Genomic DNA, 26,435 nt, shown 5'->3' on the forward strand with positions numbered 1-26,435 from the left:
CTATTGTTTCTACCCTTTTTCCAATTCTTCTTTCATCATATCATTTCAATATAGAAAGGAGGAATTAATATTGAATTATCTCTTACTTCGTTACAATAAACCTATTTTTATTAGACTGTGTGGTGAATTATTAACCCGAACGACTGAATCTATGCTAGCTATCATTATGATTATTTACGTTAATAAAATGTTAAACGGCAATGTAATAATAACTATGCTGATTTTCGGATTACAGCCACTTTCAGACATTTTATTTACACTTATTGCTGGAGGAATTACTGATAAATATGGCCGGAAAAAGATTATGTTACTCGGCTTATTGCTACAAAGTGTTGCAATCGGTAGTTTCGTTTTCGCTCAATCCGTTTTTATATTTGCACTGTTATATGTCATTAATGGCATTGGCCGTTCCTTATATATTCCGGCTCAACGTGCACAAATTGCTGATTTAACAAAAAAAGAGCAGCAAGCAGAAATTTTTGCTCTTCTACAAACGATGGGAGCAGTTGGATCCGTAATCGGCCCTTTAATCGGTGCAAGTTTTTATAATACTCACCCAGAATATTTATTTATCGTGCAAAGTGTAACCCTTACGATATATGCCGTTGTTGTTTGGACCCAGCTCCCAGAAACCGTTCCGACTATAAGTAAGACGAAACAAACAATTGAGGCAAGTTCACCAAAGCAATTTGTTTTTAAACATTACGCCATATTCGGTCTTATGTTTTCTACACTTCCTATTAGCTTTTTTTATGCACAAACTGAGACGAATTATCGTATTTTTGCAGAACATGTATTTCCTAATCTCGTATTCATACTCGCATTTATTTCAACATGCAAAGCCATTTTGGAAATCATTCTACAAATCTTCCTCGTAAAATGGTCTGAACGATTTTCTATGGCGAAAATCATCCTTATTTCTTATACCTGCTTTACAATAGCTGCAGTTGGCTTTAGTTATTCAACGACGATATTGTCGTTATTCTTCACCTTACTCTTTTTAGTCATTGGAGAAAGTATTGCTCTAAACCATTTATTACGATTCGTTTCAGGAATTGCACCTCATGATAAACGTGGTTTATATTTTTCAATTTACGGTATACACTGGGATATATCTCGAACGTGTGGACCAGTTATTGGTGCAGTTTTATTAAGTAAGTTAAATGGAAGTATGCTGTTTTATATTTGCGCTAGTTTCTTATTAGTTGGAGGTATTGTACAAGCGTTATTTGTTCAAAATTTGGAACGAAAAAAAATCGTGAACCAGCCTACACATAATTTATAGGTTACTACTTTTTCAGTAGATAAACATTTCTTATTGGATGCATGCTAAAAAACAAAAGTGAAGTATTTCCCATATGAAAGGAAACGTTCCTTGTTTACAACTAAAAACACCTCACTTAAAGAAAGTGAGGTGTTTTTGAAATCACTTAATTTCTTATCCTGCCATTTTATTAATACTATCCTCTGGTGAAAACACGGAAATATGATCTACCTTACCAGTCGATTTTGGAATGACAAATTTTAACTCATACTGGTTATTTACTTTGTATACATATATTTTGTCTTCACCATTCCCTTTAACTGAAGATGGTTTTCCTAACGCTTTTTCAATTTCTTGTAATGTAATCGATTTTAGTTCTGCATGATATGAGCGTACATCAAAAACTTGTGAGCCTTTATTAAATCCGAAAACAACATTTTTATTTGTAAAAGTTGCGTACATTCCATTCCCTGCATATTCGGTTTTATTTGCTTTTCCCCACGCTTTTTCAATTTCTTCAATATCCCCTGTATGGGCTCCAAATGGTACATTAGGTACTTTTCCTTCTTTTGCTAGTTCAAACAAATCTTTAACGTGGTTAATTGATTTTTGATTAAGTGTTCTATCTTTCGAATCTGGCTCAGGTGATGGTTTTGTTGTTTTTTCTTTACTTGGTTTTGCTTCAGGATTTTTCTGTTCTTCTGAAGAATTGCTTTGTTCATTTTTATTATTTTCCAAGGTTGGATTTGTTTCCTTTTTTTCGTCTGTCCCATTACATGCTGCTAGCGCAAACATACATGCTAAAGCCAAAAACAACATGACTATTTTCAAATACCCTTTCATCATTTTACCCCCCTATTGCATCTTATTCATTTCGATAACCAACCCATTACACTACTTTTCAAATTATGTTTGTTCCAAAAAGTCAGTGCTTCATTCTCTCCAAAGGCTTGTACAAAATATGTTACAAAAGCTGTTCCTAAAAAGTAACCAAGTCTGTTATATCCGAAGTAACTACCTCCTGATAAACGGAACCATTCTTTCTCTTTTTCATCTGTCCATCCTTCAACATAATCTTGTAAAAAACGTTTCTTTATTTTCTCTTCATTTTCTTTATAATATTGTAGCCATGGATCACCGTCACTATTATATGAGTAGTAAACAGACTCATTTAAATCTTTAACGATTTTTTTTGATAAATAAGTTGCAACACCTTCACGATACAAACTTACCGACGCATCGGTCCATTCAGCCCTAGTCCAATCCATTCCAGTATTTTGTAGCATAACATTATGATATATATGACCTATTTCGTGAGCAGCAATAACACGAAGATGATTCAAATCTGGAGATAATTTTTCTGCCGCAAAAAATATGTCTCCAATGATTTCCCTTTCTACAAATGCATTTGAACCAAATCCTCCAACGAATAAATGGAATTTCATATTTACATCAAAGTTATATTTATTACGATATTCATTTGTTACCTATTGAATAATGATTGGTAATAATTCTGCAATAATACGAATATCTTCTATTTTTGCGGGATATTGTTTAATGGAATTAGAAAGACGTTCTTTCGTTTTAGGACAATGATACTTAAAGTATTCTTCAAATATCTCTGAATGCGAAGTAAAGTATCGATTAAGGAGTTCTAATTCTAAATCGTCACTTTCCCATAATTTTAAAAAACTTGGAATTATATTGTTAATCACTGTATTCATCTCCTTATTTAAACCTTCTCTTCTCAATGATAATATCCTCTATCTATAGCTGAAAATATGCCGTCACAACAGCTCCTTGAAACAGAAAAAAACCAGTAGGAAGTGATTACTCTTTTCCTACTGGTTGAAATGAAATTAAACGGTAAATCTTAGTTTCTTAAAAAATGTAGCGATAGTGCTTTTTACAGTTTCAAAATTATAAGCAAATGTATTATCTCCACTTAATGATGAAATACATGTTAAACCTGCAGCTTTAATAAAAGCTTTTACATCTACAAGCATAGAATTAGCCTCCATGAATTTAATTACAATCATTATAACAGGTGTTTTACGATACTAACATGAAAGTAATAAATAATCCTACTTAATAAATAAATTTCTATTATTAATTTATCCCGCTATTTGCCGGGCAGTAAGATCCCCACGTCGAAGCAAAGAAGTTAGATGGGGGTAAGGGCTGCCCGTAAAAGCCCGATTGGTAGGGCTAATAATCGGTTGGGATGAACCCCCCACTGATTAAAGCTTCACTTTATTTAGCTCAAAGTACACCATTTCAATGTCATATAAAAAAGCTGCCCCAAAAGGACAGCTTTAATTTAAATATGTATATTACACTTCGATTGACTTACCATCTTCAACAATATGATAAAGTAAGTGAGCTAAATGATGAATTGGACCATATTCTTCCTCTTCCTCATCTGTTTCACCTTGGTATTCCAGATCATTTAAGTATAGTGCTAAAAATTGATAGTATAGTTTTAAATCAAATCCATAACACGCAGTTGGTTCTTCATGATCTCCTTCATATTGTAACATTAAGTATTGATCATTTCCTTCTGCATCTTCTGCATCAAAGAATACGAAGAAGCCAACGTTTGTATCTAAATCAAATAAATGACGAGTACCTTTTTCAGTTGCTTTATTGAAGTCCTCTTCACTTAATTTATGTACTGTTGTCGCTTTTGCATTATCTTCTTGATGGAAATTTACTGTAAATGATTTCAATGCTGACACCTCCTGATTGTATAATACTAGCATAACATATAAAAAGGACTGCTTACAAATGTAAACAGTCCTGCTACATTCATTTCCGCATTGCTCTTAGTAAAAAACTCACAATGAAGATCAAAATAACCGCACCAATTAAAGCAGGAATGATTGCAAATCCGCCTATTACAGGACCGAAACTACCAAGTAATTTCGTACCAATCCAAGAACCGATAATACCAGCAATAATATTACCAATTACACCACCTGGTACATCCCTTCCAGTAATTAAGCTTGCAAACCATCCTAATAAACCACCAACGATTAAAGACCAAATCATATAATAACCTCCTTTATATTTAACCAATCAAAATATAATTAGAAACAATTGCTTACTATTAGTTATGTGACATTTTTCATAAGTTATTCATGCTGCTCAACTATAAGATTTTTGAGAATAATACACACCGATAAACTATTTTTCGAACTAACGATTTATCCGACTTGTTATTACACACATTAAGGACAATCTGGCTTCAATATTGTTCGCATAAACTCTTCTTTAAAAGCAGGATAGTTAAAACCAACAGCAATTCTCTGAATCGGCCGATCATCAAACCTTGTTGGTTCAGCTATTTTTCTAAAGTCAGCTACACTTTGGCCCCTAGTCACATCATTTGTCGTACTAATCCACACTGCCGATTTTTTATATTCGAAAATACTATCGTTTATAAACGAGACAAACGGTAGTAAATCGTGTATGGGACTTCCACCAATACCTGGATATTCTTTTTTATAAAAATTCTCATAATAAAAATCAATCATTGGTTTAATGAGTTTCGCCTGTCCAGTTCCTTGTTTATCTATTATATTGGCCATTTCAGGCGTAATAAGCGCACCCTGTGTTACATTTAACGGGTATATAGTAGCGTTTTTCGCATATTTCATAACAATATTTGCTGCAATTGGATCACCATAAAAATTCGCTTCAGATACTGGTGTAACATTACCTGGAAATAGGAAAGCGCCGCCCATTATATAATACGAACAAATACGATCCATTATATTTGGATACAATAAAAATAACGTAGCAAGCGTCGTTAGTCTTCCTGTCGCCACAATTATAATATCTTCTGGACAAGGTTCGATTAATTTGATTAATTCACAAAAATTTTCTCGTTTACAAATTCTCATTTCAGGTGGAATAATAGGACCTAAACCATGATCCCCATGGATTTCAGGGAAAAACAAAGGTTCTTCAGCTGTCATCGGCCTACTCGCACCTTCAATAATTTTCACTTGTGTAGCATAGTACCTTTCTAAAAAATAAACATTTTCCGTAACGATATCTCGTGATACATTCCCGTACTCTGCAACAATACCTAGAATATCTAATTTACATGTTTTATTTGCATAAATTAACGCTACGGCGTCATCAATACCAAAGTCTCCAAAAAAGATGATTTTCTTATTAACTATTCTCACCCCTCTTCAGCATAATCTACTATTATTATTATGTGAAAAAGACAAGGCGGTGAAACAGCGCAAACTAAAAAAGCCGCCTATTTATTGGCGACTTCAATCTTTTTATAAGACAAATATGCTAGTACATTTTTACTTGAATCGTATTTCGGGTTATTTCCTTTTCTTGGCTCTCTCATATGTGTCTTTTCAAATCCAGGAATGTCTGGCATTTTCCCCATAAATTCAAGCATTTCTTCCTCAGTACCTTCAATGCGTACACGAATCATAATAACTATTCCTCAATTCACAGTTTCTCTGTACTAAGTATATCGTACTTCAGAAAGACTGCAACACATTTATCTTTTTAATGTTGTACTTTTTTTACATATAAACATAGCCATTTCAGTATAGAACGAATCTACTTTATTATTTTTAAGTTGAATATTAAAATATTCCTTCATTTCGTTTGGTGCTTTCATCATACATTCTGTTAATTTTTCACGCTTTTGTACAGGGACATCCATCATATTACACCACCAGTCAAAATCAAACTTCTTATCAAAAGTAAGACATGACTGCATTTGCAAACCGTTTTTTTCTAATAAAGTAAGCCATTCTGTCTTTTTTAGAGCTCGTTCATGACTTGGGTCCCGCTTCTTTTCTATAAAATTATAAAATGTATCATATTCATTATTTTCTGGCGAAACATTATCTATTAAGATGAATAATCCATTATCCTCCAACGTACGATTTACTTCATAAATAAATTGAGCCGGATTCGTAAAATGATGGGCTGCAATCCGGCATGTAATTGTATCAAAAAAATGATCTGCAAATGGTAAATCCTCTGCGTTTCCTGCTACAAAAGACACATTTTCATGACCATTCTGCTTTATAAAACTTTTTGCTTTTTCTAACATTTGTTCTGTTAAATCAAGTGCAACTACTTCTTCAAACATAGGTGCTAACATATTCGCAACATGTCCGCCACCAGTAGCAACATCAAGAAGACGATTATTATGGCGAGATTCAACTTGTTGAACTACATGCTGTAAGTCCTGTCCTTTAGCATGTATTTTACTATTCACATACTTATCTGCATTACTGCCAAACTGTTTTTTCACAAGCTCCTCTTTACTCATTTTATCATCTTCTTTCTATTGGAATTTACATATACGATTCATATAATTATTACAATTCTCTTCATGTATTTTCAAATCCTCTTTTCATCTCACTTCTTATCGTGCTGTCCTATCATCAACATAATATAAATTTTACTTTTACTATTAAACAAAAAAGGCTACGGGAACTTCTCCCCTAACCTGATTAAATATTTATTACATTTTCATTTCTTCATATACGTCTATATAATATAAATCCTCTTTCAACTTCATAATAACATCTACTTCGTTATAAGTAGCCTCACGAGCATGTAATCCAAATTGATCCATACCAATCCATATCCATCCAGGTGTATGATATAAAACATCTATGTTAAAATAATCTAATTTAGTAAGCTCCGATGTAATAAATTTATCTTTATTAGCGATTTGTTTATCTAGTAAACCATATTCTTTTCCATTTTCAAATAGCGATATAAATTTCCCTACAATCGGATGTTCACGAACAATAAAATGATATTCTTTTTCCTCTACATTTGCCACAATCAAACGAGAAACAGATAAATCAGCCCCCGAATTCGACATATTTGTTTATTCACCTCCTTATATAGGTTTCTTCAATATAATAACAAATGAATATTCAAATCAGATTAATATAATGTAAAAAATAAAAAAGCTGACTTCCCTTTAGAAATCAGCCTTTATAATTTGATCAACTTTATGCTTTTACAAATTATTATAATGTTTCTTTTTCCTCATCATTTCCGGAAACTAAACTTCCTATAGCATCTGCTGTTACTTCCACTACAAATTCACAAATACCTGCTACAACTTCTCCAATTACTTCATCCATCTTTTTACCCCCTTATTTTATGTAACTTATTTGTAGTATAGAAAAAATTGGTGAATGTAAACTATCGAAAAAGGTGACATAAACCTTACAGAATTGTAAGCTCTTTCATCACTTTACGTACCCCCTTTGAAACTCCAAGTATTTTTAGCAGACATATAGGCCATCATAATATGAAGCAAATAATAATCAAGTGTCAGGAGGCGTATTATATGTATTACGTAAAATTAATTAAAGGTCAATCTTTCTACGCTTTTGATCATCGTTTCTTAGTGTCTGAAGAAGAAAAGGTTTCAGAGAAAATCTATAATTACTTACGACGTAATGAATTTTTTGAAGTACGTAAAGAAGAATATTCTGCTTAATTACAAAAAGCATTAAGAAAAATATCATCTTATTGTGATATATTCTTGATGCTTTTATGTAAATTGCTTCTTTTCAACAATTGTTGTTGACTCTATTAAATAATCTAATATTTGTCTAAACATATCATTGATTACCAAGCTACTCAACCTTTAAGTAAAACTGGTGAAACAACTTTTGCAATCCCCTCTTCTCCAAACAAAGCAATTCTAGCAAATTTGAAATTGAGAATTCCAAGTAGAGATTCACGAAATAATCGAGTAGAATTAATCGCTACAATTGGTGTAGATGGTATAACTGGGACTTCACAAGTTTTATTCCGAATTTTCCGTGATAATATTGAAATTTTCAATACACAAGTAGGTTTTGAATCAACAGATTCTGAACAATTTTACGTACAAACATTTCAAGCTATAGATCAAAACGTTGGCAGTGTAACACACGAATATTCATTAACTGCAGAAAACCTTACTAGTGGTGCAAGTGCAGAAGTTGTTGGTCCTCTATCTTTTAGCGCTTTAGCTATTGGACAAGAGCGTAAATGTTACTAAGTGAAATTAATTTTTAATTTTGTACTTGAGAAAAGCAAGACGTAGTTATACGTTCTTGCTTTTTTATATTTATCCTTACTTTCTATTAGCTTTAATCATAAATTTTTTACGTTTTGATTCACTTATTTCATCAATTAATACATCAAATTTTTTACAAATCAAAAAGATTGAAATCCAATTATGAAACACGTAATATAGACTCTGACTCTAAAAAAGTTCGTATAAAAATACTACATAAATAAGGAGGTTTTATATACGAGTTTTTCATTTTAAAAGACGGAGAGGTTTTATGTTATGTGGCGTAATAAAAACGTTTGGATTGTTCTAGTTGGGGAGTTTATTGCAGGTCTAGGATTATGGCTTGGTATTCTTGGCAACCTTGAATTTATGCAAAAATATGTCCCTTCTGATTTCATGAAATCAGTTATATTATTTATCGGACTATTAGCCGGTGTTCTAGTTGGACCTATGGCTGGCCGTGTCATCGATCAGTATGAAAAGAAAAAAGTTCTTCTTTACGCTGGGTTTGGTCGAGTTTTAAGTGTTATTTTCATGTTTTTCGCTATTCAATTTGAAAGTATCGCATTTATGATTGCATTTATGGTTGCTCTTCAAATTTCAGCAGCATTTTATTTCCCTGCATTACAATCTGTGATTCCACTCATCGTAAGTGAACATGAGTTATTACAAATGAACGGTGTACATATGAATGTTGGTACAATCGCTCGTATTGCAGGTACTTCACTAGGTGGAATTCTTTTAGTTGTGATGAGTTTACAGTACATGTATGCCTTCTCAATGGCAGCGTACGCCTTATTATTCCTCTCGACTTTCTTCCTGCAATTCGAAGATAAGAAATCAACAACACCAAGTAAACAAGCTGCAAAAGATAATAGCTTTATGGAAGTATTTCGTATTTTAAAAGGAATTCCTATTGCTTTTACAGCACTTATATTAAGTATTATCCCTCTATTATTTATAGCTGGGTTTAATTTAATGGTTATTAACATTAGCGAAATGCAACATGATCCTACGATTAAAGGGTTTATATATACAATTGAAGGTGTCGCATTTATGTTAGGTGCCTTCGTAATTAAACGTCTATCTGATCATTTCAAACCTGAAAAATTACTATATTTCTTCGCAGTTTGTACTGCTTTTGCACACCTTTCATTGTTCTTTAGCGATATAAAATGGATGGCTCTTACATCATTTGGTTTGTTTGGGTTTAGTGTTGGCTGCTTCTTCCCTATTATGTCGACAATTTTCCAAACGAAAGTTGAAAAAAGTTATCACGGTCGCCTCTTCTCATTCCGTAATATGTTTGAGAGGGTTATGTTCCAAATCGTCTTACTTGGCACAGGGTTCTTCTTAGATACAATTGGGTTACAATATATGGTTCTCATCTTCGGAGTCGTTTCATTATTGATTATTTCTATTTCCCTTTCTAAGCAGAAACATTATGAAAAACAGCATTCGCAATCTGCGAATTTATAAAATAAACAAAGAAGTATGGATATAATATTGAATCCATACTTCTTTGTTTTATAATACGCCTATTTATTACGTTTATTGAAATTATCTAAAGGAGTATCCCTCTTTTATTTCGAATAGATTATAAAGAGTACTCTTTATAAAAGGAGTGGTAAAATGTCTGATGGCATTGAAGTATTTATTGTCCTGCTCTTTGCAATTGCTCTGTTTAGCATCCTAAACTTTTTAGCCATTTCCTTATCTGGACATAGTTTTAAAAAAAGAATCGTGGCAGGTTTCATATTTTTACTACTGACTCCCATTATCTTTTTGACTATCGCAACATTTGCTTCTATATTCGATAAAGCAGGATTTGGCGCAGGTACGTTAGCCTTTATGATCGCAAGCGTATATATAATAAATGGAATAGTGCTTCTGCTTTCCTCTTTATTTATCCTCAAAAAAGACATAACATAGGCTATAGTACTAGCATGAATCTGACTTTACACTAGATTCATGCTTATTTAATTTCTCCTAAATTTTTATATGAAATTAAATAATTCTTTAAAAAAATTTAAACTTTATTTATTATAATATCCCTATCGTATTCGCACGTTTATTCAAATTTAAAAGAAAGGAGTACAAAATGAAAAAGGTTCTACTTACAATTCCTATACTAATCATCCTACTTAGTGGATGCAGCAATAACGATATATACGGTTCTTGGGAAGTCGTTGACAATAAAAATGGTGAATGCCCTGTATATTATAAATTTGAAACAGTTGTCAAAAAAGAAAATAAAGAGGAAATTGTGCAAAATTTAGTAGAAATGCAAACCACAGAGAATAAAGACGATTTATATAAAGGCTCATTTGTCAAAAATTCTAATGTATATCACATTGATTATGGTAATTCATTTACATCGGACCAAACTTTAAAAGTTGCCGACGGTACATTAAATGTATACTTTTTGACAGCCGAAAAATTATGCACATATAAAAAGAAATGATTACATTTCAGAGGAGACGCAGAAAATATTTTCTGCGTTATTTCACTTTAGAAATCGGCCACAAAAATAGCCCTTGTTTTCGTATTCTTTTTCATTCAAAACATGAGAAATATACTTAATAAAAACTAGAAAATACCTTAAGTTATATAAAATGAATCCTATAATAGACATTTCAATTAACACATCTACGCTATTTACATCGATACTTTTCAAAATAGGCTAATCCTTCCTCTAAATTTGTCAATCGTTTTAATTTTCATAAAAAAATGATAAAATATAAACATGTGTTTTCAGAATAATTAAAAACGCAGAATGAAAGCACTGTTTTAGGAGGGGTTTTGATGACTTACACGTTAGCAACTAGAATGAAAGCATTCCAATCTTCTATATTTAGTGAATTAGGAGCCTATAAAAAAGAAAAAATTGCAGCAGGTCATAACATGATTGATTTGAGCATCGGAAATCCTGATATGCCGCCCGCTGATTTTGTAAGAGAAACAATGGTACATACAGCGAGTGAGAAAGAGAGCTACGGGTATACATTATCAGGTATTCAAGAATTTCACGAAGCTGTAACTGAATATTACAACAACACTCATAACGTTTTATTAAATGCGGATAAAGAAGTTTTATTATTAATGGGTTCACAAGACGGGCTCGTTCATTTACCTATGGTTTATGCAAATCCAGGTGATATTATATTAGTTCCTGATCCAGGATATACAGCTTATGAAACAGGTATTCAAATGGCTGGTGCAACACCTTACTACATGCCTTTAAAGAAAGAGAATGATTTCTTACCAGATTTAGAAGTCATCCCTGAAGAAATTGCCGATCAAGCAAAGATGATGATTTTAAACTTCCCAGGGAATCCCGTTCCAGCAATGGCTCATGAAGATTTCTTTAAAGAAGTAATCGCATTCGCGAAAAAGCATAATATTATCGTTGTCCATGATTTTGCTTATGCTGAATTTTATTTCGATGGTAATAAGCCAATTAGCTTCCTCTCTGTACCTGGTGCTAAAGAAGTTGGTGTAGAAATCAATTCTTTGTCAAAAAGTTATAGTTTAGCAGGTAGCCGTATTGGATATATGATTGGAAACGAAGAAATTGTTCGTGCACTTACTCAATTTAAATCTAATACCGATTACGGTGTATTTTTACCAATTCAAAAAGCGGCATCTGCAGCACTAAGAAATGGCGCTGTATTTTGTGAGAAAAACCGCGATATTTATCAAGAACGGAGAGATACTTTAGTCGATGGATTCCGAACATTTGGCTGGAATGTCGATAAGCCAGCTGGTAGTATGTTTGTCTGGGCTGAAATTCCACAAGGATGGACTTCTCTAGACTTCGCTTATGCATTAATGGATCGTGCGAATGTCGTTGTTACACCTGGTCATGCATTTGGACCTCACGGAGAAGGCTTCGTACGTATTGCACTCGTTCAAGATAAAGAAGTGTTGCAACAAGTTGTTGAAAACATTAGAAATAGCGGCATTTTCGTCCTTGAAAAAGTAAATGAATTAGTTAAAAATTAGTTCCCACTCCCCTGCTTAACTTTAGCAGGGGTATTATTAATTGGAGGTACTTTCATATGCATATTAAAGACACACTTCCCCATCGTTATCCATTTTTAATGATTGATAAAGTAACAAATGTAAAACAAGATGAATTCGTTACAGGATATAAACTCATTACAAATAACGAATGGTTTATAAATGATAGTCACAAACATATGCCTCATATGTTAATTGTAGAAGCACTTGCTCAGCTTAGTGCATTTGTACATACAAGTGATTCTGAAGGACTAGGATTCCTCTCCTCTTTAGATGGAGTTGAATTCCAAGGAAAAGCATATCCCGGTGATAAACTTGATTTACATTATGAACTAACGCGCAATCGCCGAGGTTTTGTTCTTGGTAAAGGTATTGCAACTGTAAACGACCAGCCTATTGTAACTATAGAAAAACTATTAATATATCAAGCAGATTAAATTGTTCCTTATATCAGTTGGGAATATCTATTCTCAACCAATTAAAAATAAATAGGAAAACATATTACGTAGTTAGGAGCAGGAAAATGGAACGTACTATCGGTATCGATGCTGGAGGCACATTAACGAAAATAGCTTATTTTAACGAAAAAAGGCTATTAACTTTTGAAAAATTTTATTCGCATGAACAACATAAAATAATAGATTGGATTAAAAGCAACAATGGCATAAAACAAATATGTATTACGGGTGGTAAATCGAAACTATTACAGCAACTGCTTACAGGTTCATATAAAATAATAGAGCTAAACGAATTTGAAGCTACTCTTGCAGGTGTCCAATACATATTAAAAGAAGAAAAACATGCTATACGCAATTTTATTTTAACCAATATCGGTACAGGTACTTCTATCCATTACGTTTATAATGAACAATATATTCGCGCTGGTGGAACCGGAGTTGGCGGTGGGACTATTATGGGACTTTCAAAATTGTTAACAAATATAGATCATTTTGAAGATGTAATCCCTCTAACAAAAGTAGGATCTAGAAAAGAACTAGATATTACGGTTGGAGATATTTATGGTGGTATTCTTTCCCCTATCGATAATAACTTAACTGCTAGTAACTTCGGAAAAGCAGCCATTACAGAATCAAATAATAGTAGCTCCGATATACTAGCTACTGTACAAGGACTTGTCGGTGAAGTCGTTACTGCATTAAGCCTTCAATTCGCTGAAACAAAAAACATTGAACATATTATTTATATTGGTTCGACTTTATGTAATAACGTACAACTTCAACATATTATTAGTAGCTACACCGAATATCAAAATAAAACACCAATCTTTTTACAAGATGGTGGTAATAGCGGTGCAATTGGTGCATTACTTCATGCTACGAAATAAAAAGCTGACTTTTGTCAGCTTTTTAGAAATGGCACTTCAAATTCAATAATTGATTCCCCGTTCTCTCCAATTCGCTCCGCGCTTATTCTATCAATCACACAATTTAACTTCCCATGAAAACTAGGAATCTCCTTCACTACTTCAGCAGCTAATTCGGCACTTTCTTTTCTTCCGACTGTTACATGCGGGATGTACGGAATGTCTTCTTTCAAAAATTGTAATAAAGGTCCTGTATATAGAATATTATGTAGTTCCTCTATTTGTTCTTTCCCCTTTTCAACTCGTAAAAACAAATATTCTCTTTCACTTGTAATTTGATTCTTAAATTCAATTTCTATATTCTGTATCGGTTTTGTTACATTTATAATATGTAATTTCAGCTCATCATTTGAAATCGAACTTTCAAATGGGAATACAATTGTAATATGCGGTGGAATTAATCCAAATAAAGGATCATGTTTTTGCCTAATGTCCTCGATTTCGCTAATGAACATGTTGTTTAGAAAAAGTAAAATTGTACGCATTTTTATCCCCTCAACTTTTCCTCATTATAATATGTATCATATTCTATGACAGCCTGCCCTTCAACAACTTGTTTTGCTTACCTGTAAAAATAAAAAAACTTCTCAAATGAGAAGTTTTCATATAGCATGATTATTATTTTCCAGCCAAACTTTCCTAAACTTTATATAACAGGCAATTCTCCAAGGAAAAATATACGATACTGCAACAACGTAAAATAATAAACCAATCGTTTGTTGATCTAAATCAACGATAAATTGTCTTGAACCATATCTTAAAAAGACAAGTGCAATAAAAGTAATTAAAAAAGCTGCACTTTTTTTCGTATAAATATTCCCATCATCTCTTCGTTCATAATTTGTTAATACTATAAGCGGTACAGCAAAAAGTACACCAATGAATACCGCTATAATTACTTGTAATATAGCTGGATGTACGGGACCTAAAAACCATACAATACCTGGTGTTAAAAATAGTAATGGCCATAAAATACGTTTTCCCGATCCCTTTATTGGCTTATGCATGGAGCGATAACGACGCCAAAATATTAGTAGTGCAATGCATAAAAAGACGGTTATTAGTGAGGACGTGTCTCCCATATATTTTCCTTCTCCCTAAAAGAATAATCTATCACTATTTTAAACTGTTCGTTCAAATGATACTTTACGAATAAATATACTACTAGTTATGATATAAAGAATTGTTAATCCAATTGAAATAACAATAAAATAAGGGATATCTATTAAAGATACATCATTTGTAAATAACAATCCTTTTATCCCTACTTCTCCATACAGCACACTATTTGTTGAAAGGAAAAGCGACCCACCAATCATGAGACCAATCCATTGAAATCTTTGCTTAAAAATTACTACTACTTGAAAGAAACATGCTATCGTAACATAAAATAAAAATTGTAAAATAAACTGTTGTATTAATTGCTCTCCAAAGTTAACATTTACTAAGTTATATTTTATATCTTGTAAAAACAGTATTTGAAGGAATGAAAACAATGCGGATTGCAACACAATATAACAAATCGCTCCGATAAAATATTGTATTCTCGTTATACCAAATGAAACTGCTAAACGAAATAAATCATCTTGAACAATGAAAACACTCCCTACTATAAAAATCATAATTGCAATTGAAGGATTATTGATAATTTCGGGTAAATAACCAACTTTCGCTTCATTTAAATGAGCAGCATATAAAGCTCCTTTTATTAATAAAGCTACAATCCAAAATATTAAAATTGCTTTATAATGAAAATTTATATGTAACCTCAATTGTTTCATTAACATCGTCATTCCACTTCACCACCAGTCATGTGAATAAATAGTTTTTGTAATGTAATTCTATCAATTACTAAACCTTCTTTTTCAAGAGAGTAACAATCTTCATTAGAAAGCTCTTCCCATATAACAGCAATACCTTTATTCCCATAAATTTCTTTATTTATAACTTTTTTATTAATCAAGAACTCCTCCACTTTACCTTTTTGCCCTGAAATAATATGACCTTGTTGCAATAAATCTTCCACTGTTGATTGAACAACAAGTGCACCTTCTTTTATGATAATTACTTCTTCAATAACATGGGTTACTTCTTCTACCAGATGTGTTGATAATATAATTGTTCTGGGATACTCCCCGTAATCTTCTAGTAGTAAACTATAAAATAACTCACGATGTGCTGCGTCTAATCCTGTAGTTGGTTCATCAAAAATAGTAATTGTCGCTCTGCTTGCTAACCCTTTAATAATTCCTACAACTGTTTGCATGCCATGAGATAGTTTATGGTATTTCTCTGTTATATTAAGCTGAAATTTACCCGCCAGTTCTTCAGCAAACTTCTGATCCCAATTTTTATAAAACATGTTACATATCTTAAAAATTTCTTTTACTCTATAACTTAAATGAGACTCTTCTTTTACTCTAACGAAACAAATATTTTGCATCGCTTTACTATTTTCAAAAACATCTTCACCAAATATTGATACACTTCTACTACTTGAAGTAATTTGTCCTGCTAGTAAATTTAATAAAGTCGTTTTCCCTGCTCCGTTCCTTCCAAGCAAACCATATATTTTATTCTCTTCCAATGAAATCGTTACTTCATTTACAGCTATTTTCTTTTTATATTTTTTCGTTACATCTTTCGTTTCAAGTGCAATCATCCCTCTTTCCCCTCCTTCGTAATCTTTTGAATCATATCCATCAATTCATTTTTTGATATTTCTAGTACTTTCGCTTCTTCCCACACTTTAGGTAAATATTCAGTCATAAAAGTATTTTGTCTTTTTTTTAGTACGACTTCTTTTGCTCCTTTTGCAACAAACATCCCGATCCCTCTCTTTTTATATAAAATCCCCTCATCCACTAATACATTCACCCCTTTAGCTGCGGTAGCCGGATTTATTTGTAACATCTTCGCAAATTGATTTGTCGATGGAACTTGTTCTTCTTCAAGCAATATGTCTTTTAAAATATCAGATTCAATCGTTTCTGCAATTTGTATGTATATTAATTTATTTTGTTCTAGAGTCGGCTTCACATTTTCACCACCTTAGGTTCATAGGTTCATTACTTATGTAATCAACCATATCACATAGAATTATTTTTTTCCATAAATTTCTTTTACAAAAAAAGAGAGTCATTCAATTAAGAATGTCTCTCTTTCTAAAAATTCGAAGTTTCAACTCTTGTTCTCAAATTCTTTTCATTTATACCATTTTGACAAAAATTAAACTGTTGTCCCTCAATACATTTTGTACGATCTACTACTTGCCCTAAATGATAGCTTGTATGCTCAACCAAATGTAATAGACTTTGAAGATCAATATGCCTTTTTTCTTCCCAGACCTGTATATATGCTTTGCCCCACTCATCAAATATTTCTTCAACAGTTTTTAACAAAGCTTCAGAGCTTATTTGTTTCACTGGAAAATATTCTTCAATTCCATTTTCAAAAACTATATTTGGATCCTTATAACGCCTTGTATTTCTCTGTAAATGTTCACAAATATGTAGTACGATTCCACAAATTGAATTAACAGAGGTCTCTTTTTTCCACAAATCTTCTTCACTAACGAGCCTAATTGCCTGTACTAATTTAGGTAAATAATGATCCTGCATTCTATGATAAGAAATTTTGTATACTAACTCCATCTTCTCCCCTCCATTATTTCAACTGGCTCACTGGATATTTAGCAAATAAAGATTTCCGAAAATCTTTATCTTCCACAAGCATTTTAATTTTTTCATTATTATCGTTAAGAAACTTTACTACTTTCTTTTTATCCCATATATCATCTTCTTTTGGAAAATCATCAAATTTTCCATGCAAGATTGATAGGATTTCCTCCCTTTTCATCATAAATTTTATATTCTCTACCTGAAACTCGTAACTGTTTGCATTTGGCACTAAAACTACAAGATAAATAATGTTAAAGAGAAAATTCTTCTTCATCGTATCTTTCTCATCAAACCAATACGTCTCAATCATTTCTTCTGTAAGAGCCCCACTCTCTTTTGCGCCATAGTTCACTTTTATATTTTCATTTTCTAAACTTATACTTTGAACTGTTCCACCACCGGGTAAATGATTAATAATTGCAACCACATCTGAATTATTACCAACGTATGTCCCAGTATATTTCTTAAAATCATCTGACCTAACATCATATATATCTTTTATTCTTTCTCCGTTAGAACAAGCCGTAATGAATAAAAAAATTGTTAGCATAACGATCATGTTATGATGCATATATTTCATTTAGCATCCCCCATTTTTATCGATATTTCGTTAATTACAATATTTACTTTCAAATCCCTTTTTAAATATACGCATTTTAATCAAAATTAAAAATTTTCATTTTTTATGTTTACAATTATCCATTAATTGTATATACTTACTAACGTAAGAAAAAAATTCTAAAAGGAGGTCGAAGGAAATGATGAAATTACAATTACATGCATTAACTTTAGCGTTAACTGCACCTGTGTTTTCTGGACAATTAAATATGAATTCGACCACCCTAATGGAGAATTGAAAATCGCACTTTATTTCATTTAATTCATAAATTCGCCACAGGAGGTCGTATACTTTCCTGTGGCTTTTTCACGCCCAGCCATAGGAGAACTGTATCTTCCTGTGGTTTTTTTGCGCGATTTTTTAGTCTCTTACATTATTTTTCTAAGAAAGGAGCAACATTCAATGACTATTAGCGTATTGTTTTTAAGTATTACGATTCAAAGAAATACAATTTCCAAAGATGAAATTCTTCATAATGAGCAAATTGAAAAAGCTATGAATGATGTTAAGGAGCGCCAAGCACTTTACTGTGATCACCTGTAATTCCTTTTCGAAAGGAGGAATTCATTTATGACTTTTCATATTTTCTTTTTTACGACTGTGCTTCAAAAAAATACTTTATCTGAAACTGAAATCAATCGTAAACAACAGTTAAAACAACTGACTGATAAAATAACTGACATTAAAAGTTCATACTACACTCAAATGTATTAAAAATATATTTTAAAGGGGTAATATATTCATGAAATTTAAAGCATTCTTTTTAACAATCACCATTCAAAAACGTAAGCTTTCACAGAAAGAGATTTTACGTGAGCAACACATCCAAAGCATTATGGACGAAGTAAAAGAGCGCCAATCTTCTTATTACACTCGTCTTTTCTAAATCCCTTATAAAGGGGTCATAAATCTAATGAAATTTAAAGCATTCTTTTTAACTATCACTATTCAAAAACGTAAACTTTCACAGAAAGAGATTTTACGTGAGCAACACATTCAAAACATTATGGACGAAGTAAAAGAGCGCCAATCTTCTTATTACACTCGTTTTTTCTAAATCACTTATAAAGGGGTCATTATCCAATGAAATTTAAAGTATTCTTTTTAACCATTACCATTCAAAAAAATACATTTTCCGAGTCTGAAATGTTTCATGAGCGACAAATTAATCAGGCTATGGATCATGTAAAAGAAAGACAAAGTCATTACTGTAGTCATCTGTAATTTCTTATTACACTCGTTTTTTCTAAATCACTTATAAAGGGGCAATTATCTAATGAAATTTAAAGTATTCTTTTTAACCATTACCATTCAAAAAAATAAATTTTCTGAGTCTGAAATGTTTCATGAACGACAAATTAATCAGGCTATAGATCATGTAAAAGAAAGACAAAGTCATTACTGTAGTCATCTGTAATTCCAATTCGAAAGGAGGAATTCACATATGAAGTTTCACCTTTTCTTTTTAACGATTACGATTCAAAAAGAAACAATATCTCAAAATGAATTAAAACAAGAAAGACAATATAAACAAGTTATTGATGAAATTCGAGATCGTAGAAGCAAATACTACACTCACCTTTAATCGTTTAACTATATAGAATTGAAAGGAGTCGATTTTGATGTTGATAGCACGCTGTAAGGAAATGATTTGGATAGTTCAGAGGGATTCCACATAGTTTTATAGAGCTTATATCACACAAGTTTATCTCTGAATTTGATGTATAAAAAATATATAATAAAATCAAATCAATACACTTTTAATTATTTATTTATAAACAAAAGATACACCACTTAAAAAGCGGTGTATCTTTCTCAGGTTTCACTATTTCCGATTACTTCTCTTTGTCTTAAACAATCTCACTAAGTTCGAAACAACAGTTTTTGTTACTGCATAAACTGGTACTGCTAAAATCATTCCGATAATTCCCGCAAAGTTACCTACCCCTAAAATTAAAATAATAATTGTTAATGGGTGGATATTTAATTTCGAGCTCATAATACGCGGTGAAATGATGTTACTTTCAAACTGTTGTACAATTGTTACGATAATAATTACGTATACGGCTTGCATCGGAGATACGAACAGTCCTACAATAACAGCTGGCGCTGCCCCAATAAATGGACCTAAGTTAGGAATGATGTTTGTAAATGCTGCAATAATTCCTAAAACGAAAGCGTACGGTAAATCGATAATTAAATAACCGATAAAAGTAAACGCACCTACAAATATACAAACGAGCGCTTGCCCTTGAATATATGCAGATAATGTTTCGTTCGTTTCCTTAATGATACGAAGCCCCTCTTCACGGTAAGGCTCTGGTAATAAACTTACCGCTTTTCCCGGAAAGGCATGTCCATCTTTAAACATGTAAAATAAAATGAACGGTACAGTAAATACAACTAATGCAACGTTCGTGATAATACCAAATAAAGCCGTTGCACTCGACGTAATTGTATTTGGTATATCTTTTAAGTATTCAATCGCATTTTTTTCAATTGTTTCAATGGAAACGTAGTTTTGTGTAGATAACCATTCAAACAACCTATGATGTGATAATTCTTGTATGTATACTTTCCCCTCTTTTATGTAGCTTGGCATATTTTTTACTAAGTCCATTAGCTGTTGTGAAATCGTAGGAACAACTACTCCAACGCCAACCGCAGTTAATGTTATGATAAAAAGATATAACAGTAATATCGCTAAATTTCTAGGTACTTTTTTATTCTCCAAAAAGATTAATACAGGATTAAATATGAAGTATAAAAAAAGCGCGATTAAGATTGGGAAAAATAATGTTGATATGAAGATACCAATCGGTTGAAATAAAAATGATATTTTTGTGCAAATAAATATGATTCCTACAACCATTAGCACTTCTAATGTCCAAAAGTGCACTTTTGATTTCAAAAAAATGGCCTCCTTTAAACTAGCACTTCTCTTCATTGTACCAAAATAAGTATGAATTTCACATAATATTTTCCTTTACAATATTCCAAAATACCAATAAATACACTACAATGAGATTACATACAAATTTGCAGGTAAAGGTGATAAAAATGACACAATGCATCATTTGCAGAAAAGATACGAAAGAACTTAGTGAACAATATGTCATTCCAGAAATATTATGTGGATATTATTTCACAAACTCAATTTGTGATACTTGTCATGAACAAATGACAACAGATATTGATCGTCCTTTAATTAGGCATAAATTGAGTCAATTTAAGATTGAACAAATGAAAAGACAAATTGATTCCCCACTCTATACGAATGAGCACGGTGAGGAACTTGCGGCTGCTGAGACTGATGTTGTCGAAGTAAGCGACGAGATTCTTTATTCTAATGCATTAATTATGAAACTATGTAAAAAGCACGATATTTCCTTACATAATGAAATTTGGAAGGAGGAACGTGTAACGAAAGTAGCGAGTTCTATTCAACGTGAATTACTATTAGATAACCGTAAATATAAAATGAGTGTATTAAAAATGGCTTATACATTCGCTGTACAAACAGTTGATGGCTACTTTGAAGATCAAGATGCAATTGATATTTCTACCATTCTCTCAAATGCAGATTTCGTGGAACTAAAAGAAAAAAGCATTGTACGTGATTTAAGCAAAAGTTCTTTATGGAATACGCTAAATACAAGTAGTGAAAATCATTACTTTATTTTACTTAGCGATAAAGACGGCCTGTTTTGCTTCATTCGTTTGTTTGACATCTTTGATGTTGTCGTTCATTTATCAGAAAAAAGATTTGACCTTCCATCGCCGATTGTCGGTGTAAATAATGTGAATACGCAGAAATTTTATGTCCAAAGTTTAAAACAGTATATGGATAGGCTGTTTAAAGAAAAAGCACCTACTATATAACAGGAACCAGAACATACGGTCTCCTTTCTTGATGAAAAGACACTGTGTTATAATGAGTATGAAAAGAACAATACAATCACATAAACCAATTATAAATTGTATATAAATAAAAAAGACTAGTGTGCGGCTACACACTAGTCCACGTAACTTAGCAGATTGGATTGTTCATTTATCCTATTTGTTTCTTACAAACAAAACAACCCACATTCTATAAGCATAGGTGGGTTGTTATTTTTTGAGCTTGTCTATTAAAACGACGACGAACGTTAACAATGCAACGAGAAACAGTCCACCTTGCAGTAGCAACGCTATTTCACTCACGTATTATCACCCCCCTCCTACTCGGAGAAGTGATAATTGAACAACCAACCGCACCTTAAGTTACCCTTTAATTTTACCATATTTTCTAATAATTTACGATGAAAACCCGCAAGCGAATAACTTGCGGGTTTTTTATCCCGTATTAACAGGCAGTGAACAAAATAAAGCAATAAATATGTGAAACTTTATTTCTCACTATTTTTTTAATGCATATGCATCAGCAATCATTTCACCAACAATTTTATTTTCTTCTTTCTTCTCGTCTTTCAATAATGGGAATAACAATTCTGCGACCTCATACGCTTCTTCTAAATGCGGATATCCTGATAAAACAAACGTATCAATTCCTAACGATTCATATTCTTTTATCCTTTCTGCTACTGTATGTGGATTGCCTACAAGTGCAGTACCTGCCCCACCTCTTACAAGTCCGATTCCAGCCCATAAATTAGGGCTTATCTCTAACGACTCTCTCGTACCTTTATTTAAATGTGTCATCCTCTTTTGACCAACCGAATCATATCTTGCAAATGTCTTTTGAGCAAGCTCAATTGTTTCATTATCCACATATTGAATTAAACGTTCTGCCTCTTCCCACGCTTCTTCTTCTGTTTCTCTTACAATTACGTGTAATCTAATGCCAAATCGTACTGTACGCCCCTTCTCTTCTGCAAGTTTTCTTACTTCTTCTATTTTCTCTTTCACTTGCTCTGGTGGCTCTCCCCACGTTAAATATACATCACTATGTTCAGCTGCTACTTCTTTTCCAGCAGCTGATGATCCTCCGAAATATATAGGAGGATATGGTGTTTGAACTGGCGGGAATACAACTTTACTATCTGTAACTTGAATATGTTTTCCTTCTAAAGAGATCGTTTCACCTTGCAATGTCGATTTCCAAACTTTTAAAAATTCATCCGCTGCTTCATATCTTTCATCATGCTCCAGATATAATCCATCTCCTTGTAGTTCAACTGGATCTCCTCCAGCTACTACATTAATAAGTAGTCTCCCATCTGAAATTCTATCAAATGTAGATGCCATCCTCGCTGCAACTGTAGGTGACATTAGTCCTGGTCTCACTGCTACTAAAAATTTTAGTTTTTCTGTTTCAGCAGCAAGAGCTGAAGCTAACACCCAAGGGTCTTCACATCCTTGACCAGTTGGAAGTAAAACACCCGTATATCCTAAATAATCAGCTGCCGCAGCAACTTGCTTATAATAATCATATTCAGCTGCTCTTCCTCGTTTTGTCGTTCCTAAATATCGACCATCTCCATAAGCCGGAATAAACCATAATAATTCCATACCTTTACACACCCCTTATTTATTTTGAAACGTATACTAACAAATTCTATATAAATTACCCCTAATAATTTATATGTTAATTCCCAGTCTCACCTTTAAAATTATCTCGCCATCTTAAAAACTTCACTTCTAGTAAACGTACTAGAGAGTCAGAAAACTTCCCAACAAATGCAAAGATAATTATGCCGACAAATACGATATCTGTATTTGAAAATTGCCTTGCATCCATAATCATATAACCAATACCTTCTGTAGATCCCATAAGTTCTGCTACTACTAAACTCACCCATGCAACACCTAACGATAACCTTGCTCCTAGTAAAAGGTTAGGCAATGCAGATGGTAAAATTAGTTTCGTAATTAGTTTTCTTTTGCTAAACTCTAATACTCTCGCAACATCAAATAACTTTGAATCCACACCTCTAATACCTAAAAATGCGTTCACGTATAAAGGAAAAAATGCACCATCTGCAATTAATAGCACTTTCGATGTTTCACCAAAACCGAACCATAATACGAAAAGCGGCGCAACAGCTAAATGAGGTACAGTTCTTAACATTTGCACAGATGGGTCTAAATATTGCTCACTTCTCGTTGAAAATCCAACAATCGTTCCTAAAATGATTCCTAAGCCCCCACCAATAAAGAAACCAGCCGCAGCCCTGAATACACTAATACTTAAATGGCCGAATAACTCTCCTGTATTAATAAGCTCTTGGAAAGCTAGAAAAATATCTAATGGTGTTGGTAAAACTGTTTTAGAAACAAGACCGAATACGCCAGCCAACTGCCAAATTATTAATATAATAACCGGTATAGTAATCGCCCTTACTAAAACTTTTACATTTAACTTTCGTACCTTCTTTATGCCATTTTTCTTAATCGTTATACTCGCTGGTTTCATAACAGCTTTCGTATTTTCCACTTTACAAAACCTCTTTTCACTTCGCTTTCAATGCTTTTTCTACGAAAGAATTATCTACAACTTTTTCCGTCTTAATTTCTTTCTTTATAGAACCGAGCTTATATTGAAAATCCGCTGTCTTTTGTTGTTCTTCTATTATTTCCTTCGTTACCGGAACTAAAATTGGTTTGTCGTGATTAAACACTTCTTTTACAATCTCTGCATCTATCTTTTTTACAGAAGTGTACACTTTTATTGCTTCATCTAAGTTAGCATCTTGCCATACACGTGCTTTCTCATAAACTTTGAGGAATTTCTCAACTAATTCTGGATGTTCTTTCGCAAATTTTGTCCTCGTAATTAAAAATTCTGGTGAAGAGACATTTAATGTTTTACCGTCTGCAACCACCTTCGCACCTTTATTTAACGTATGTAATGATATGAAAGGGTCCCAAATCGCCCATGCATCTACTGATCCTGATTCGAATGCAGGCTGCGCTTCATCTGGTTGTAATTGAATGACATTTACATCTTTTACATCAATACCTTCTTTATCAAGCGCTCGATATAATAAATTAAAGCCACTACTTCCTTTTGCTACTGCAATTTTTTTACCTTTTAAATCTTTTACACTCGCAATCTTGCTATCTTTTTGAACGAGAATTCCAGTTCCTTTTCTCGCATAACTTGTATTGGCGATTTCCGTAAATCCAATACCTGCTGCTTGCGCTGAAATGACTGGAGAATTCCCTACTTCACCAAAGTCTAACCGGTTTGATGCGATTGCTTCAAAATAAGGAGGTCCACTTTGGAACTCTGTCCATTTCACTTTAACTCCTTCTTTTTTAAACTCCTCTTCAAACCATCCCTTTTTCTTTGCTAGTAATAGCGGGCTTAATCCTTGCTGTATACCAATTTGTATTGTTACATCTTCTTTCTTACTACTTGCTGTACTTTTTTCACATCCTAATAAAAACATTGATATAGCTAAAGCAAAAGAAAGAACTTTAAATTTTTTATACATATAAAATCACCCTTTTTCCTATATACTTGTTTGAATCAATCCTCCATATTCAAACTGCTGTAATACTTTCGTTCGAAGTTGTTGGAACGATTGAGCAGTTTTATTTCGCGGATAAGGTAAATTATTTTCAATCACTTTATGTATTTTCCCTGGTTTTGCATTCATAATGATGATCCGGTTTGAAAGATATATCGCTTCGTCTATATCATGTGTAACGAATATCATTGTTGTTTTTTTCTGCTCCCAAATATTTAGCAATACTTCTTGCAAATGACTTCGAGTAAAAGCATCTAGCGCTCCAAAAGGTTCATCAAGTAATAATACATTCGGATCTCTTAATAACGCTCTCGCTATCGCAACACGTTGTGACATCCCGCCTGAAATTTCTTTCGGATACGATTTTTCAAAGCCATCTAACCGAACGATTTCAACCCATTCTCTCACCTTATCTTTCACATACTTATCTTTTAACGACAAATCTGCCGCTATATTTTCTTCAACCGTTAACCACGGAAAAAGCCTATGTTCTTGAAAAATAAAACCTTGTTTCTTACTCGGTTTTAAGATAGACTCCCCATCAATAACAACTTCCCCTTCAAAATCATTATCTAGACCTGCAACAATTTTTAGTAATGTACTTTTTCCACACCCACTCGGACCAATTACTGTAACAAAGTCCCCTTTCTCTAATTGAAAATTAATATTCTCTAATACTTGAACAGTACCAGTTTGTTTCAAAAAATATTTTGATACCCCATCAATTGAAACAGTCATTTCTTCCCCTCCTTAAAATGATTCATATAAATGAACAGATTCAGTATTTGTGCAATAAAAAAACCAAAGGCATTTTATCAACAGATAAAATGCCTTTGGTTTCTCCAATCAGCAATACGTTATGGAATTAAGTACATATTATACAAATATTTCCGATAAGTCAACTGGGTTTTA

At 32.7% G+C, this 26,435-nt stretch carries 38 protein-coding genes and 1 pseudogene; 17 read left to right on the forward strand and 22 right to left on the reverse strand.

Annotated features, from left to right (window positions below; all coding sequences use genetic code 11):
• Window positions 1–70: 70 nt before the first annotated feature.
• Entirely contained in the window at window positions 71–1,285 is a 1,215-nt protein-coding gene (locus tag ACS2FK_RS12400) for an MDR family MFS transporter (RefSeq protein WP_063547592.1), read from the forward strand.
• 153 nt (window positions 1,286–1,438) lie between these two features.
• On the opposite strand, the gene ACS2FK_RS12405 is transcribed toward ACS2FK_RS12400, so the two are convergent.
• From ACS2FK_RS12405 to ACS2FK_RS12445, 9 genes and pseudogenes are all read right to left on the reverse strand, one after another.
• The gene (locus ACS2FK_RS12405; RefSeq protein WP_063547594.1) at window positions 1,439–2,110 is read right to left on the reverse strand and encodes a YjgB family protein; all 672 of its coding nucleotides are present in this window, start codon (window positions 2,108–2,110) and stop codon (window positions 1,439–1,441) included.
• 23 nt (window positions 2,111–2,133) lie between these two features.
• Window positions 2,134–2,988 (reverse strand): annotated as a pseudogene (locus ACS2FK_RS12410) (aminopeptidase).
• A gap of 135 nt (window positions 2,989–3,123) precedes the next feature.
• Entirely contained in the window at window positions 3,124–3,270 is a 147-nt protein-coding gene (locus tag ACS2FK_RS12415) for a hypothetical protein (protein WP_000959551.1), read from the reverse strand.
• Window positions 3,271–3,597: 327 nt separating this feature from the next.
• Window positions 3,598–3,993 (reverse strand): hypothetical protein, encoded by a 396-nt coding sequence (locus ACS2FK_RS12420; protein WP_000834885.1) that lies wholly within the window; start codon window positions 3,991–3,993, stop codon window positions 3,598–3,600.
• Window positions 3,994–4,072: 79 nt separating this feature from the next.
• Window positions 4,073–4,315 (reverse strand): GlsB/YeaQ/YmgE family stress response membrane protein, encoded by a 243-nt coding sequence (locus ACS2FK_RS12425; RefSeq protein ID WP_000638310.1) that lies wholly within the window; start codon window positions 4,313–4,315, stop codon window positions 4,073–4,075.
• A gap of 179 nt (window positions 4,316–4,494) precedes the next feature.
• Entirely contained in the window at window positions 4,495–5,460 is a 966-nt protein-coding gene (locus ACS2FK_RS12430) for a nucleoside hydrolase (RefSeq protein ID WP_001223685.1), read from the reverse strand.
• 77 nt (window positions 5,461–5,537) lie between these two features.
• Window positions 5,538–5,726 (reverse strand): DUF3970 family protein, encoded by a 189-nt coding sequence (locus ACS2FK_RS12435; RefSeq protein ID WP_000621885.1) that lies wholly within the window; start codon window positions 5,724–5,726, stop codon window positions 5,538–5,540.
• Window positions 5,727–5,795: 69 nt separating this feature from the next.
• The gene (locus ACS2FK_RS12440; protein WP_000031312.1) at window positions 5,796–6,581 is read right to left on the reverse strand and encodes a class I SAM-dependent methyltransferase; all 786 of its coding nucleotides are present in this window, start codon (window positions 6,579–6,581) and stop codon (window positions 5,796–5,798) included.
• A gap of 195 nt (window positions 6,582–6,776) precedes the next feature.
• Window positions 6,777–7,145 carry a hypothetical protein gene (locus ACS2FK_RS12445; protein ID WP_000071473.1) on the reverse strand — a complete coding sequence of 123 codons (369 nt, stop codon included), beginning with the start codon at window positions 7,143–7,145 and terminating at the stop codon, window positions 6,777–6,779.
• A 477-nt stretch (window positions 7,146–7,622) separates the two neighbouring features.
• Here ACS2FK_RS12445 and ACS2FK_RS12450 point away from each other — a divergent pair, with 477 nt between their 5' ends.
• From ACS2FK_RS12450 to coaW, 8 genes are all read left to right on the forward strand, one after another.
• Entirely contained in the window at window positions 7,623–7,775 is a 153-nt protein-coding gene (locus ACS2FK_RS12450) for a YqbF domain-containing protein (protein WP_000291907.1), read from the forward strand.
• A gap of 111 nt (window positions 7,776–7,886) precedes the next feature.
• The gene (exsC, locus tag ACS2FK_RS12455) at window positions 7,887–8,324 is read left to right on the forward strand and encodes an exosporium protein ExsC (protein ID WP_063547596.1); all 438 of its coding nucleotides are present in this window, start codon (window positions 7,887–7,889) and stop codon (window positions 8,322–8,324) included.
• A 294-nt stretch (window positions 8,325–8,618) separates the two neighbouring features.
• Window positions 8,619–9,821: an MFS transporter gene (locus tag ACS2FK_RS12460; RefSeq protein ID WP_053564191.1), complete on the forward strand. Its 1,203-nt coding sequence runs from the start codon at window positions 8,619–8,621 to the stop codon at window positions 9,819–9,821.
• Between the two features lie 153 nt (window positions 9,822–9,974).
• Window positions 9,975–10,274: a hypothetical protein gene (locus tag ACS2FK_RS12465; protein ID WP_063547598.1), complete on the forward strand. Its 300-nt coding sequence runs from the start codon at window positions 9,975–9,977 to the stop codon at window positions 10,272–10,274.
• A 169-nt stretch (window positions 10,275–10,443) separates the two neighbouring features.
• Entirely contained in the window at window positions 10,444–10,806 is a 363-nt protein-coding gene (locus ACS2FK_RS12470) for a hypothetical protein (protein WP_063547600.1), read from the forward strand.
• Between the two features lie 341 nt (window positions 10,807–11,147).
• Window positions 11,148–12,347 carry an LL-diaminopimelate aminotransferase gene (locus tag ACS2FK_RS12475; protein WP_063547602.1) on the forward strand — a complete coding sequence of 400 codons (1,200 nt, stop codon included), beginning with the start codon at window positions 11,148–11,150 and terminating at the stop codon, window positions 12,345–12,347.
• Window positions 12,348–12,403: 56 nt separating this feature from the next.
• The gene (locus ACS2FK_RS12480; protein ID WP_063547604.1) at window positions 12,404–12,802 is read left to right on the forward strand and encodes a 3-hydroxyacyl-ACP dehydratase FabZ family protein; all 399 of its coding nucleotides are present in this window, start codon (window positions 12,404–12,406) and stop codon (window positions 12,800–12,802) included.
• Window positions 12,803–12,888: 86 nt separating this feature from the next.
• Entirely contained in the window at window positions 12,889–13,710 is an 822-nt protein-coding gene (gene coaW, locus ACS2FK_RS12485; RefSeq protein WP_063547606.1) for a type II pantothenate kinase, read from the forward strand.
• A 14-nt stretch (window positions 13,711–13,724) separates the two neighbouring features.
• On the opposite strand, the gene ACS2FK_RS12490 is transcribed toward coaW, so the two are convergent.
• The 7 genes from ACS2FK_RS12490 to ACS2FK_RS12520 all read right to left on the reverse strand — a co-directional run bounded on the left by ACS2FK_RS12490 (window position 13,725) and on the right by ACS2FK_RS12520 (window position 18,009).
• Entirely contained in the window at window positions 13,725–14,234 is a 510-nt protein-coding gene (locus tag ACS2FK_RS12490; RefSeq protein WP_063547608.1) for a 2'-5' RNA ligase family protein, read from the reverse strand.
• A gap of 117 nt (window positions 14,235–14,351) precedes the next feature.
• Window positions 14,352–14,831 carry a CcdC family protein gene (locus ACS2FK_RS12495; RefSeq protein ID WP_000502962.1) on the reverse strand — a complete coding sequence of 160 codons (480 nt, stop codon included), beginning with the start codon at window positions 14,829–14,831 and terminating at the stop codon, window positions 14,352–14,354.
• Window positions 14,832–14,870: 39 nt separating this feature from the next.
• Window positions 14,871–15,542: a DUF4052 domain-containing protein gene (locus tag ACS2FK_RS12500; protein ID WP_000178200.1), complete on the reverse strand. Its 672-nt coding sequence runs from the start codon at window positions 15,540–15,542 to the stop codon at window positions 14,871–14,873.
• The gene (locus tag ACS2FK_RS12505) at window positions 15,539–16,411 is read right to left on the reverse strand and encodes an ATP-binding cassette domain-containing protein (protein ID WP_063547610.1); all 873 of its coding nucleotides are present in this window, start codon (window positions 16,409–16,411) and stop codon (window positions 15,539–15,541) included. Before ACS2FK_RS12505 ends, ACS2FK_RS12500 begins: the two co-directional genes overlap by 4 nt.
• A complete protein-coding gene (locus ACS2FK_RS12510) occupies window positions 16,408–16,788 on the reverse strand; it encodes a GntR family transcriptional regulator (RefSeq protein WP_053564185.1) in 381 nt (126 codons plus the stop codon). The genes ACS2FK_RS12505 and ACS2FK_RS12510 overlap by 4 nt, the downstream gene beginning before the upstream one ends.
• Before the next feature lie 125 nt (window positions 16,789–16,913).
• Window positions 16,914–17,402, reverse strand: coding sequence for a DinB family protein (locus ACS2FK_RS12515; protein WP_063547612.1), 489 nt, complete (start codon window positions 17,400–17,402; stop codon window positions 16,914–16,916).
• Between the two features lie 13 nt (window positions 17,403–17,415).
• Complete coding sequence (locus ACS2FK_RS12520; protein WP_063547614.1) at window positions 17,416–18,009, reverse strand: DUF4825 domain-containing protein; 594 nt, start codon at window positions 18,007–18,009, stop codon at window positions 17,416–17,418.
• Window positions 18,010–18,450: 441 nt separating this feature from the next.
• On the opposite strand from ACS2FK_RS12520, the gene ACS2FK_RS12525 reads away from it, so the two are divergent.
• From ACS2FK_RS12525 to ACS2FK_RS12555, 7 genes are read left to right on the forward strand one after another with little or no spacing between them, the layout of a single operon-like run.
• A complete protein-coding gene (locus tag ACS2FK_RS12525) occupies window positions 18,451–18,591 on the forward strand; it encodes a YrzI family small protein (RefSeq protein WP_000156193.1) in 141 nt (46 codons plus the stop codon).
• Window positions 18,592–18,618: 27 nt separating this feature from the next.
• Window positions 18,619–18,762: a YrzI family small protein gene (locus ACS2FK_RS12530; protein ID WP_000142729.1), complete on the forward strand. Its 144-nt coding sequence runs from the start codon at window positions 18,619–18,621 to the stop codon at window positions 18,760–18,762.
• A gap of 28 nt (window positions 18,763–18,790) precedes the next feature.
• Entirely contained in the window at window positions 18,791–18,934 is a 144-nt protein-coding gene (locus ACS2FK_RS12535; RefSeq protein WP_000668965.1) for a YrzI family small protein, read from the forward strand.
• A 27-nt stretch (window positions 18,935–18,961) separates the two neighbouring features.
• The gene (locus ACS2FK_RS12540) at window positions 18,962–19,105 is read left to right on the forward strand and encodes a YrzI family small protein (protein WP_000668962.1); all 144 of its coding nucleotides are present in this window, start codon (window positions 18,962–18,964) and stop codon (window positions 19,103–19,105) included.
• Window positions 19,106–19,131: 26 nt separating this feature from the next.
• Complete coding sequence (locus tag ACS2FK_RS12545) at window positions 19,132–19,272, forward strand: YrzI family small protein (RefSeq protein WP_063547616.1); 141 nt, start codon at window positions 19,132–19,134, stop codon at window positions 19,270–19,272.
• Window positions 19,273–19,324: 52 nt separating this feature from the next.
• Window positions 19,325–19,465, forward strand: a complete 141-nt coding sequence (locus ACS2FK_RS12550) for a YrzI family small protein (RefSeq protein ID WP_000669802.1) — start codon at window positions 19,325–19,327, stop codon at window positions 19,463–19,465.
• Between the two features lie 27 nt (window positions 19,466–19,492).
• The gene (locus ACS2FK_RS12555; protein ID WP_000668497.1) at window positions 19,493–19,633 is read left to right on the forward strand and encodes a YrzI family small protein; all 141 of its coding nucleotides are present in this window, start codon (window positions 19,493–19,495) and stop codon (window positions 19,631–19,633) included.
• A gap of 240 nt (window positions 19,634–19,873) precedes the next feature.
• On the opposite strand, the gene ACS2FK_RS12560 is transcribed toward ACS2FK_RS12555, so the two are convergent.
• Window positions 19,874–20,959: an AI-2E family transporter gene (locus ACS2FK_RS12560; RefSeq protein ID WP_023522247.1), complete on the reverse strand. Its 1,086-nt coding sequence runs from the start codon at window positions 20,957–20,959 to the stop codon at window positions 19,874–19,876.
• A gap of 149 nt (window positions 20,960–21,108) precedes the next feature.
• Here ACS2FK_RS12560 and ACS2FK_RS12565 point away from each other — a divergent pair, with 149 nt between their 5' ends.
• Window positions 21,109–21,930, forward strand: coding sequence for an HNH endonuclease (locus ACS2FK_RS12565; protein ID WP_063547618.1), 822 nt, complete (start codon window positions 21,109–21,111; stop codon window positions 21,928–21,930).
• A gap of 228 nt (window positions 21,931–22,158) precedes the next feature.
• Here the strand turns inward: ACS2FK_RS12565 and ACS2FK_RS12570 are convergent, their stop codons facing one another.
• The 5 genes from ACS2FK_RS12570 to ACS2FK_RS12590 all read right to left on the reverse strand — a co-directional run bounded on the left by ACS2FK_RS12570 (window position 22,159) and on the right by ACS2FK_RS12590 (window position 26,261).
• Window positions 22,159–22,251 carry a putative holin-like toxin gene (locus ACS2FK_RS12570; RefSeq protein ID WP_001289320.1) on the reverse strand — a complete coding sequence of 31 codons (93 nt, stop codon included), beginning with the start codon at window positions 22,249–22,251 and terminating at the stop codon, window positions 22,159–22,161.
• A gap of 195 nt (window positions 22,252–22,446) precedes the next feature.
• On the reverse strand, window positions 22,447–23,559 hold the full coding sequence (ssuD, locus tag ACS2FK_RS12575) for an FMNH2-dependent alkanesulfonate monooxygenase (protein ID WP_063547620.1): 1,113 nt from the start codon (window positions 23,557–23,559) through the stop codon (window positions 22,447–22,449).
• A gap of 76 nt (window positions 23,560–23,635) precedes the next feature.
• Entirely contained in the window at window positions 23,636–24,484 is an 849-nt protein-coding gene (locus tag ACS2FK_RS12580) for an ABC transporter permease (RefSeq protein WP_063547622.1), read from the reverse strand.
• Between the two features lie 16 nt (window positions 24,485–24,500).
• Entirely contained in the window at window positions 24,501–25,487 is a 987-nt protein-coding gene (locus tag ACS2FK_RS12585) for an aliphatic sulfonate ABC transporter substrate-binding protein (protein WP_063547624.1), read from the reverse strand.
• A gap of 18 nt (window positions 25,488–25,505) precedes the next feature.
• Window positions 25,506–26,261, reverse strand: a complete 756-nt coding sequence (locus ACS2FK_RS12590; RefSeq protein WP_063547626.1) for an ABC transporter ATP-binding protein — start codon at window positions 26,259–26,261, stop codon at window positions 25,506–25,508.
• Window positions 26,262–26,435: the final 174 nt, after the last annotated feature.

This window comes from Bacillus cereus group sp. BceL220 (assembly GCF_051776965.1).
In the GTDB taxonomy this organism is placed as follows: Bacteria; Bacillota; Bacilli; order Bacillales; family Bacillaceae_G; genus Bacillus_A; species Bacillus_A cereus.

Coding starts and splice junctions, on each gene's coding strand:
- ssuD (WP_063547620.1), bottom strand. CDS start 23,559: ATGGAATTATTATGGTTTATTCCGGCTTATGGAGATGGTCGATATTTA.
- ACS2FK_RS12535 (WP_000668965.1), top strand. CDS start 18,791: ATGAAATTTAAAGCATTCTTTTTAACAATCACCATTCAAAAACGTAAG.
- ACS2FK_RS12465 (WP_063547598.1), top strand. CDS start 9,975: ATGTCTGATGGCATTGAAGTATTTATTGTCCTGCTCTTTGCAATTGCT.
- ACS2FK_RS12530 (WP_000142729.1), top strand. CDS start 18,619: ATGACTTTTCATATTTTCTTTTTTACGACTGTGCTTCAAAAAAATACT.
- ACS2FK_RS12525 (WP_000156193.1), top strand. CDS start 18,451: ATGACTATTAGCGTATTGTTTTTAAGTATTACGATTCAAAGAAATACA.
- ACS2FK_RS12425 (WP_000638310.1), bottom strand. CDS start 4,315: ATGATTTGGTCTTTAATCGTTGGTGGTTTATTAGGATGGTTTGCAAGC.
- ACS2FK_RS12415 (WP_000959551.1), bottom strand. CDS start 3,270: ATGCTTGTAGATGTAAAAGCTTTTATTAAAGCTGCAGGTTTAACATGT.
- ACS2FK_RS12550 (WP_000669802.1), top strand. CDS start 19,325: ATGAAATTTAAAGTATTCTTTTTAACCATTACCATTCAAAAAAATAAA.
- ACS2FK_RS12565 (WP_063547618.1), top strand. CDS start 21,109: ATGACACAATGCATCATTTGCAGAAAAGATACGAAAGAACTTAGTGAA.
- ACS2FK_RS12585 (WP_063547624.1), bottom strand. CDS start 25,487: ATGTATAAAAAATTTAAAGTTCTTTCTTTTGCTTTAGCTATATCAATG.
- ACS2FK_RS12435 (WP_000621885.1), bottom strand. CDS start 5,726: ATGATTCGTGTACGCATTGAAGGTACTGAGGAAGAAATGCTTGAATTT.
- ACS2FK_RS12405 (WP_063547594.1), bottom strand. CDS start 2,110: ATGATGAAAGGGTATTTGAAAATAGTCATGTTGTTTTTGGCTTTAGCA.
- ACS2FK_RS12515 (WP_063547612.1), bottom strand. CDS start 17,402: ATGGAGTTAGTATACAAAATTTCTTATCATAGAATGCAGGATCATTAT.
- ACS2FK_RS12460 (WP_053564191.1), top strand. CDS start 8,619: ATGTGGCGTAATAAAAACGTTTGGATTGTTCTAGTTGGGGAGTTTATT.
- ACS2FK_RS12440 (WP_000031312.1), bottom strand. CDS start 6,581: ATGAGTAAAGAGGAGCTTGTGAAAAAACAGTTTGGCAGTAATGCAGAT.
- ACS2FK_RS12495 (WP_000502962.1), bottom strand. CDS start 14,831: ATGGGAGACACGTCCTCACTAATAACCGTCTTTTTATGCATTGCACTA.
- ACS2FK_RS12520 (WP_063547614.1), bottom strand. CDS start 18,009: ATGAAATATATGCATCATAACATGATCGTTATGCTAACAATTTTTTTA.
- ACS2FK_RS12590 (WP_063547626.1), bottom strand. CDS start 26,261: ATGACTGTTTCAATTGATGGGGTATCAAAATATTTTTTGAAACAAACT.
- ACS2FK_RS12450 (WP_000291907.1), top strand. CDS start 7,623: ATGTATTACGTAAAATTAATTAAAGGTCAATCTTTCTACGCTTTTGAT.
- ACS2FK_RS12490 (WP_063547608.1), bottom strand. CDS start 14,234: ATGCGTACAATTTTACTTTTTCTAAACAACATGTTCATTAGCGAAATC.
- ACS2FK_RS12500 (WP_000178200.1), bottom strand. CDS start 15,542: ATGACGATGTTAATGAAACAATTGAGGTTACATATAAATTTTCATTAT.
- ACS2FK_RS12445 (WP_000071473.1), bottom strand. CDS start 7,145: ATGTCGAATTCGGGGGCTGATTTATCTGTTTCTCGTTTGATTGTGGCA.
- ACS2FK_RS12545 (WP_063547616.1), top strand. CDS start 19,132: ATGAAATTTAAAGTATTCTTTTTAACCATTACCATTCAAAAAAATACA.
- ACS2FK_RS12480 (WP_063547604.1), top strand. CDS start 12,404: ATGCATATTAAAGACACACTTCCCCATCGTTATCCATTTTTAATGATT.
- ACS2FK_RS12555 (WP_000668497.1), top strand. CDS start 19,493: ATGAAGTTTCACCTTTTCTTTTTAACGATTACGATTCAAAAAGAAACA.
- ACS2FK_RS12540 (WP_000668962.1), top strand. CDS start 18,962: ATGAAATTTAAAGCATTCTTTTTAACTATCACTATTCAAAAACGTAAA.
- coaW (WP_063547606.1), top strand. CDS start 12,889: ATGGAACGTACTATCGGTATCGATGCTGGAGGCACATTAACGAAAATA.
- ACS2FK_RS12475 (WP_063547602.1), top strand. CDS start 11,148: ATGACTTACACGTTAGCAACTAGAATGAAAGCATTCCAATCTTCTATA.
- ACS2FK_RS12470 (WP_063547600.1), top strand. CDS start 10,444: ATGAAAAAGGTTCTACTTACAATTCCTATACTAATCATCCTACTTAGT.
- ACS2FK_RS12505 (WP_063547610.1), bottom strand. CDS start 16,411: ATGATTGCACTTGAAACGAAAGATGTAACGAAAAAATATAAAAAGAAA.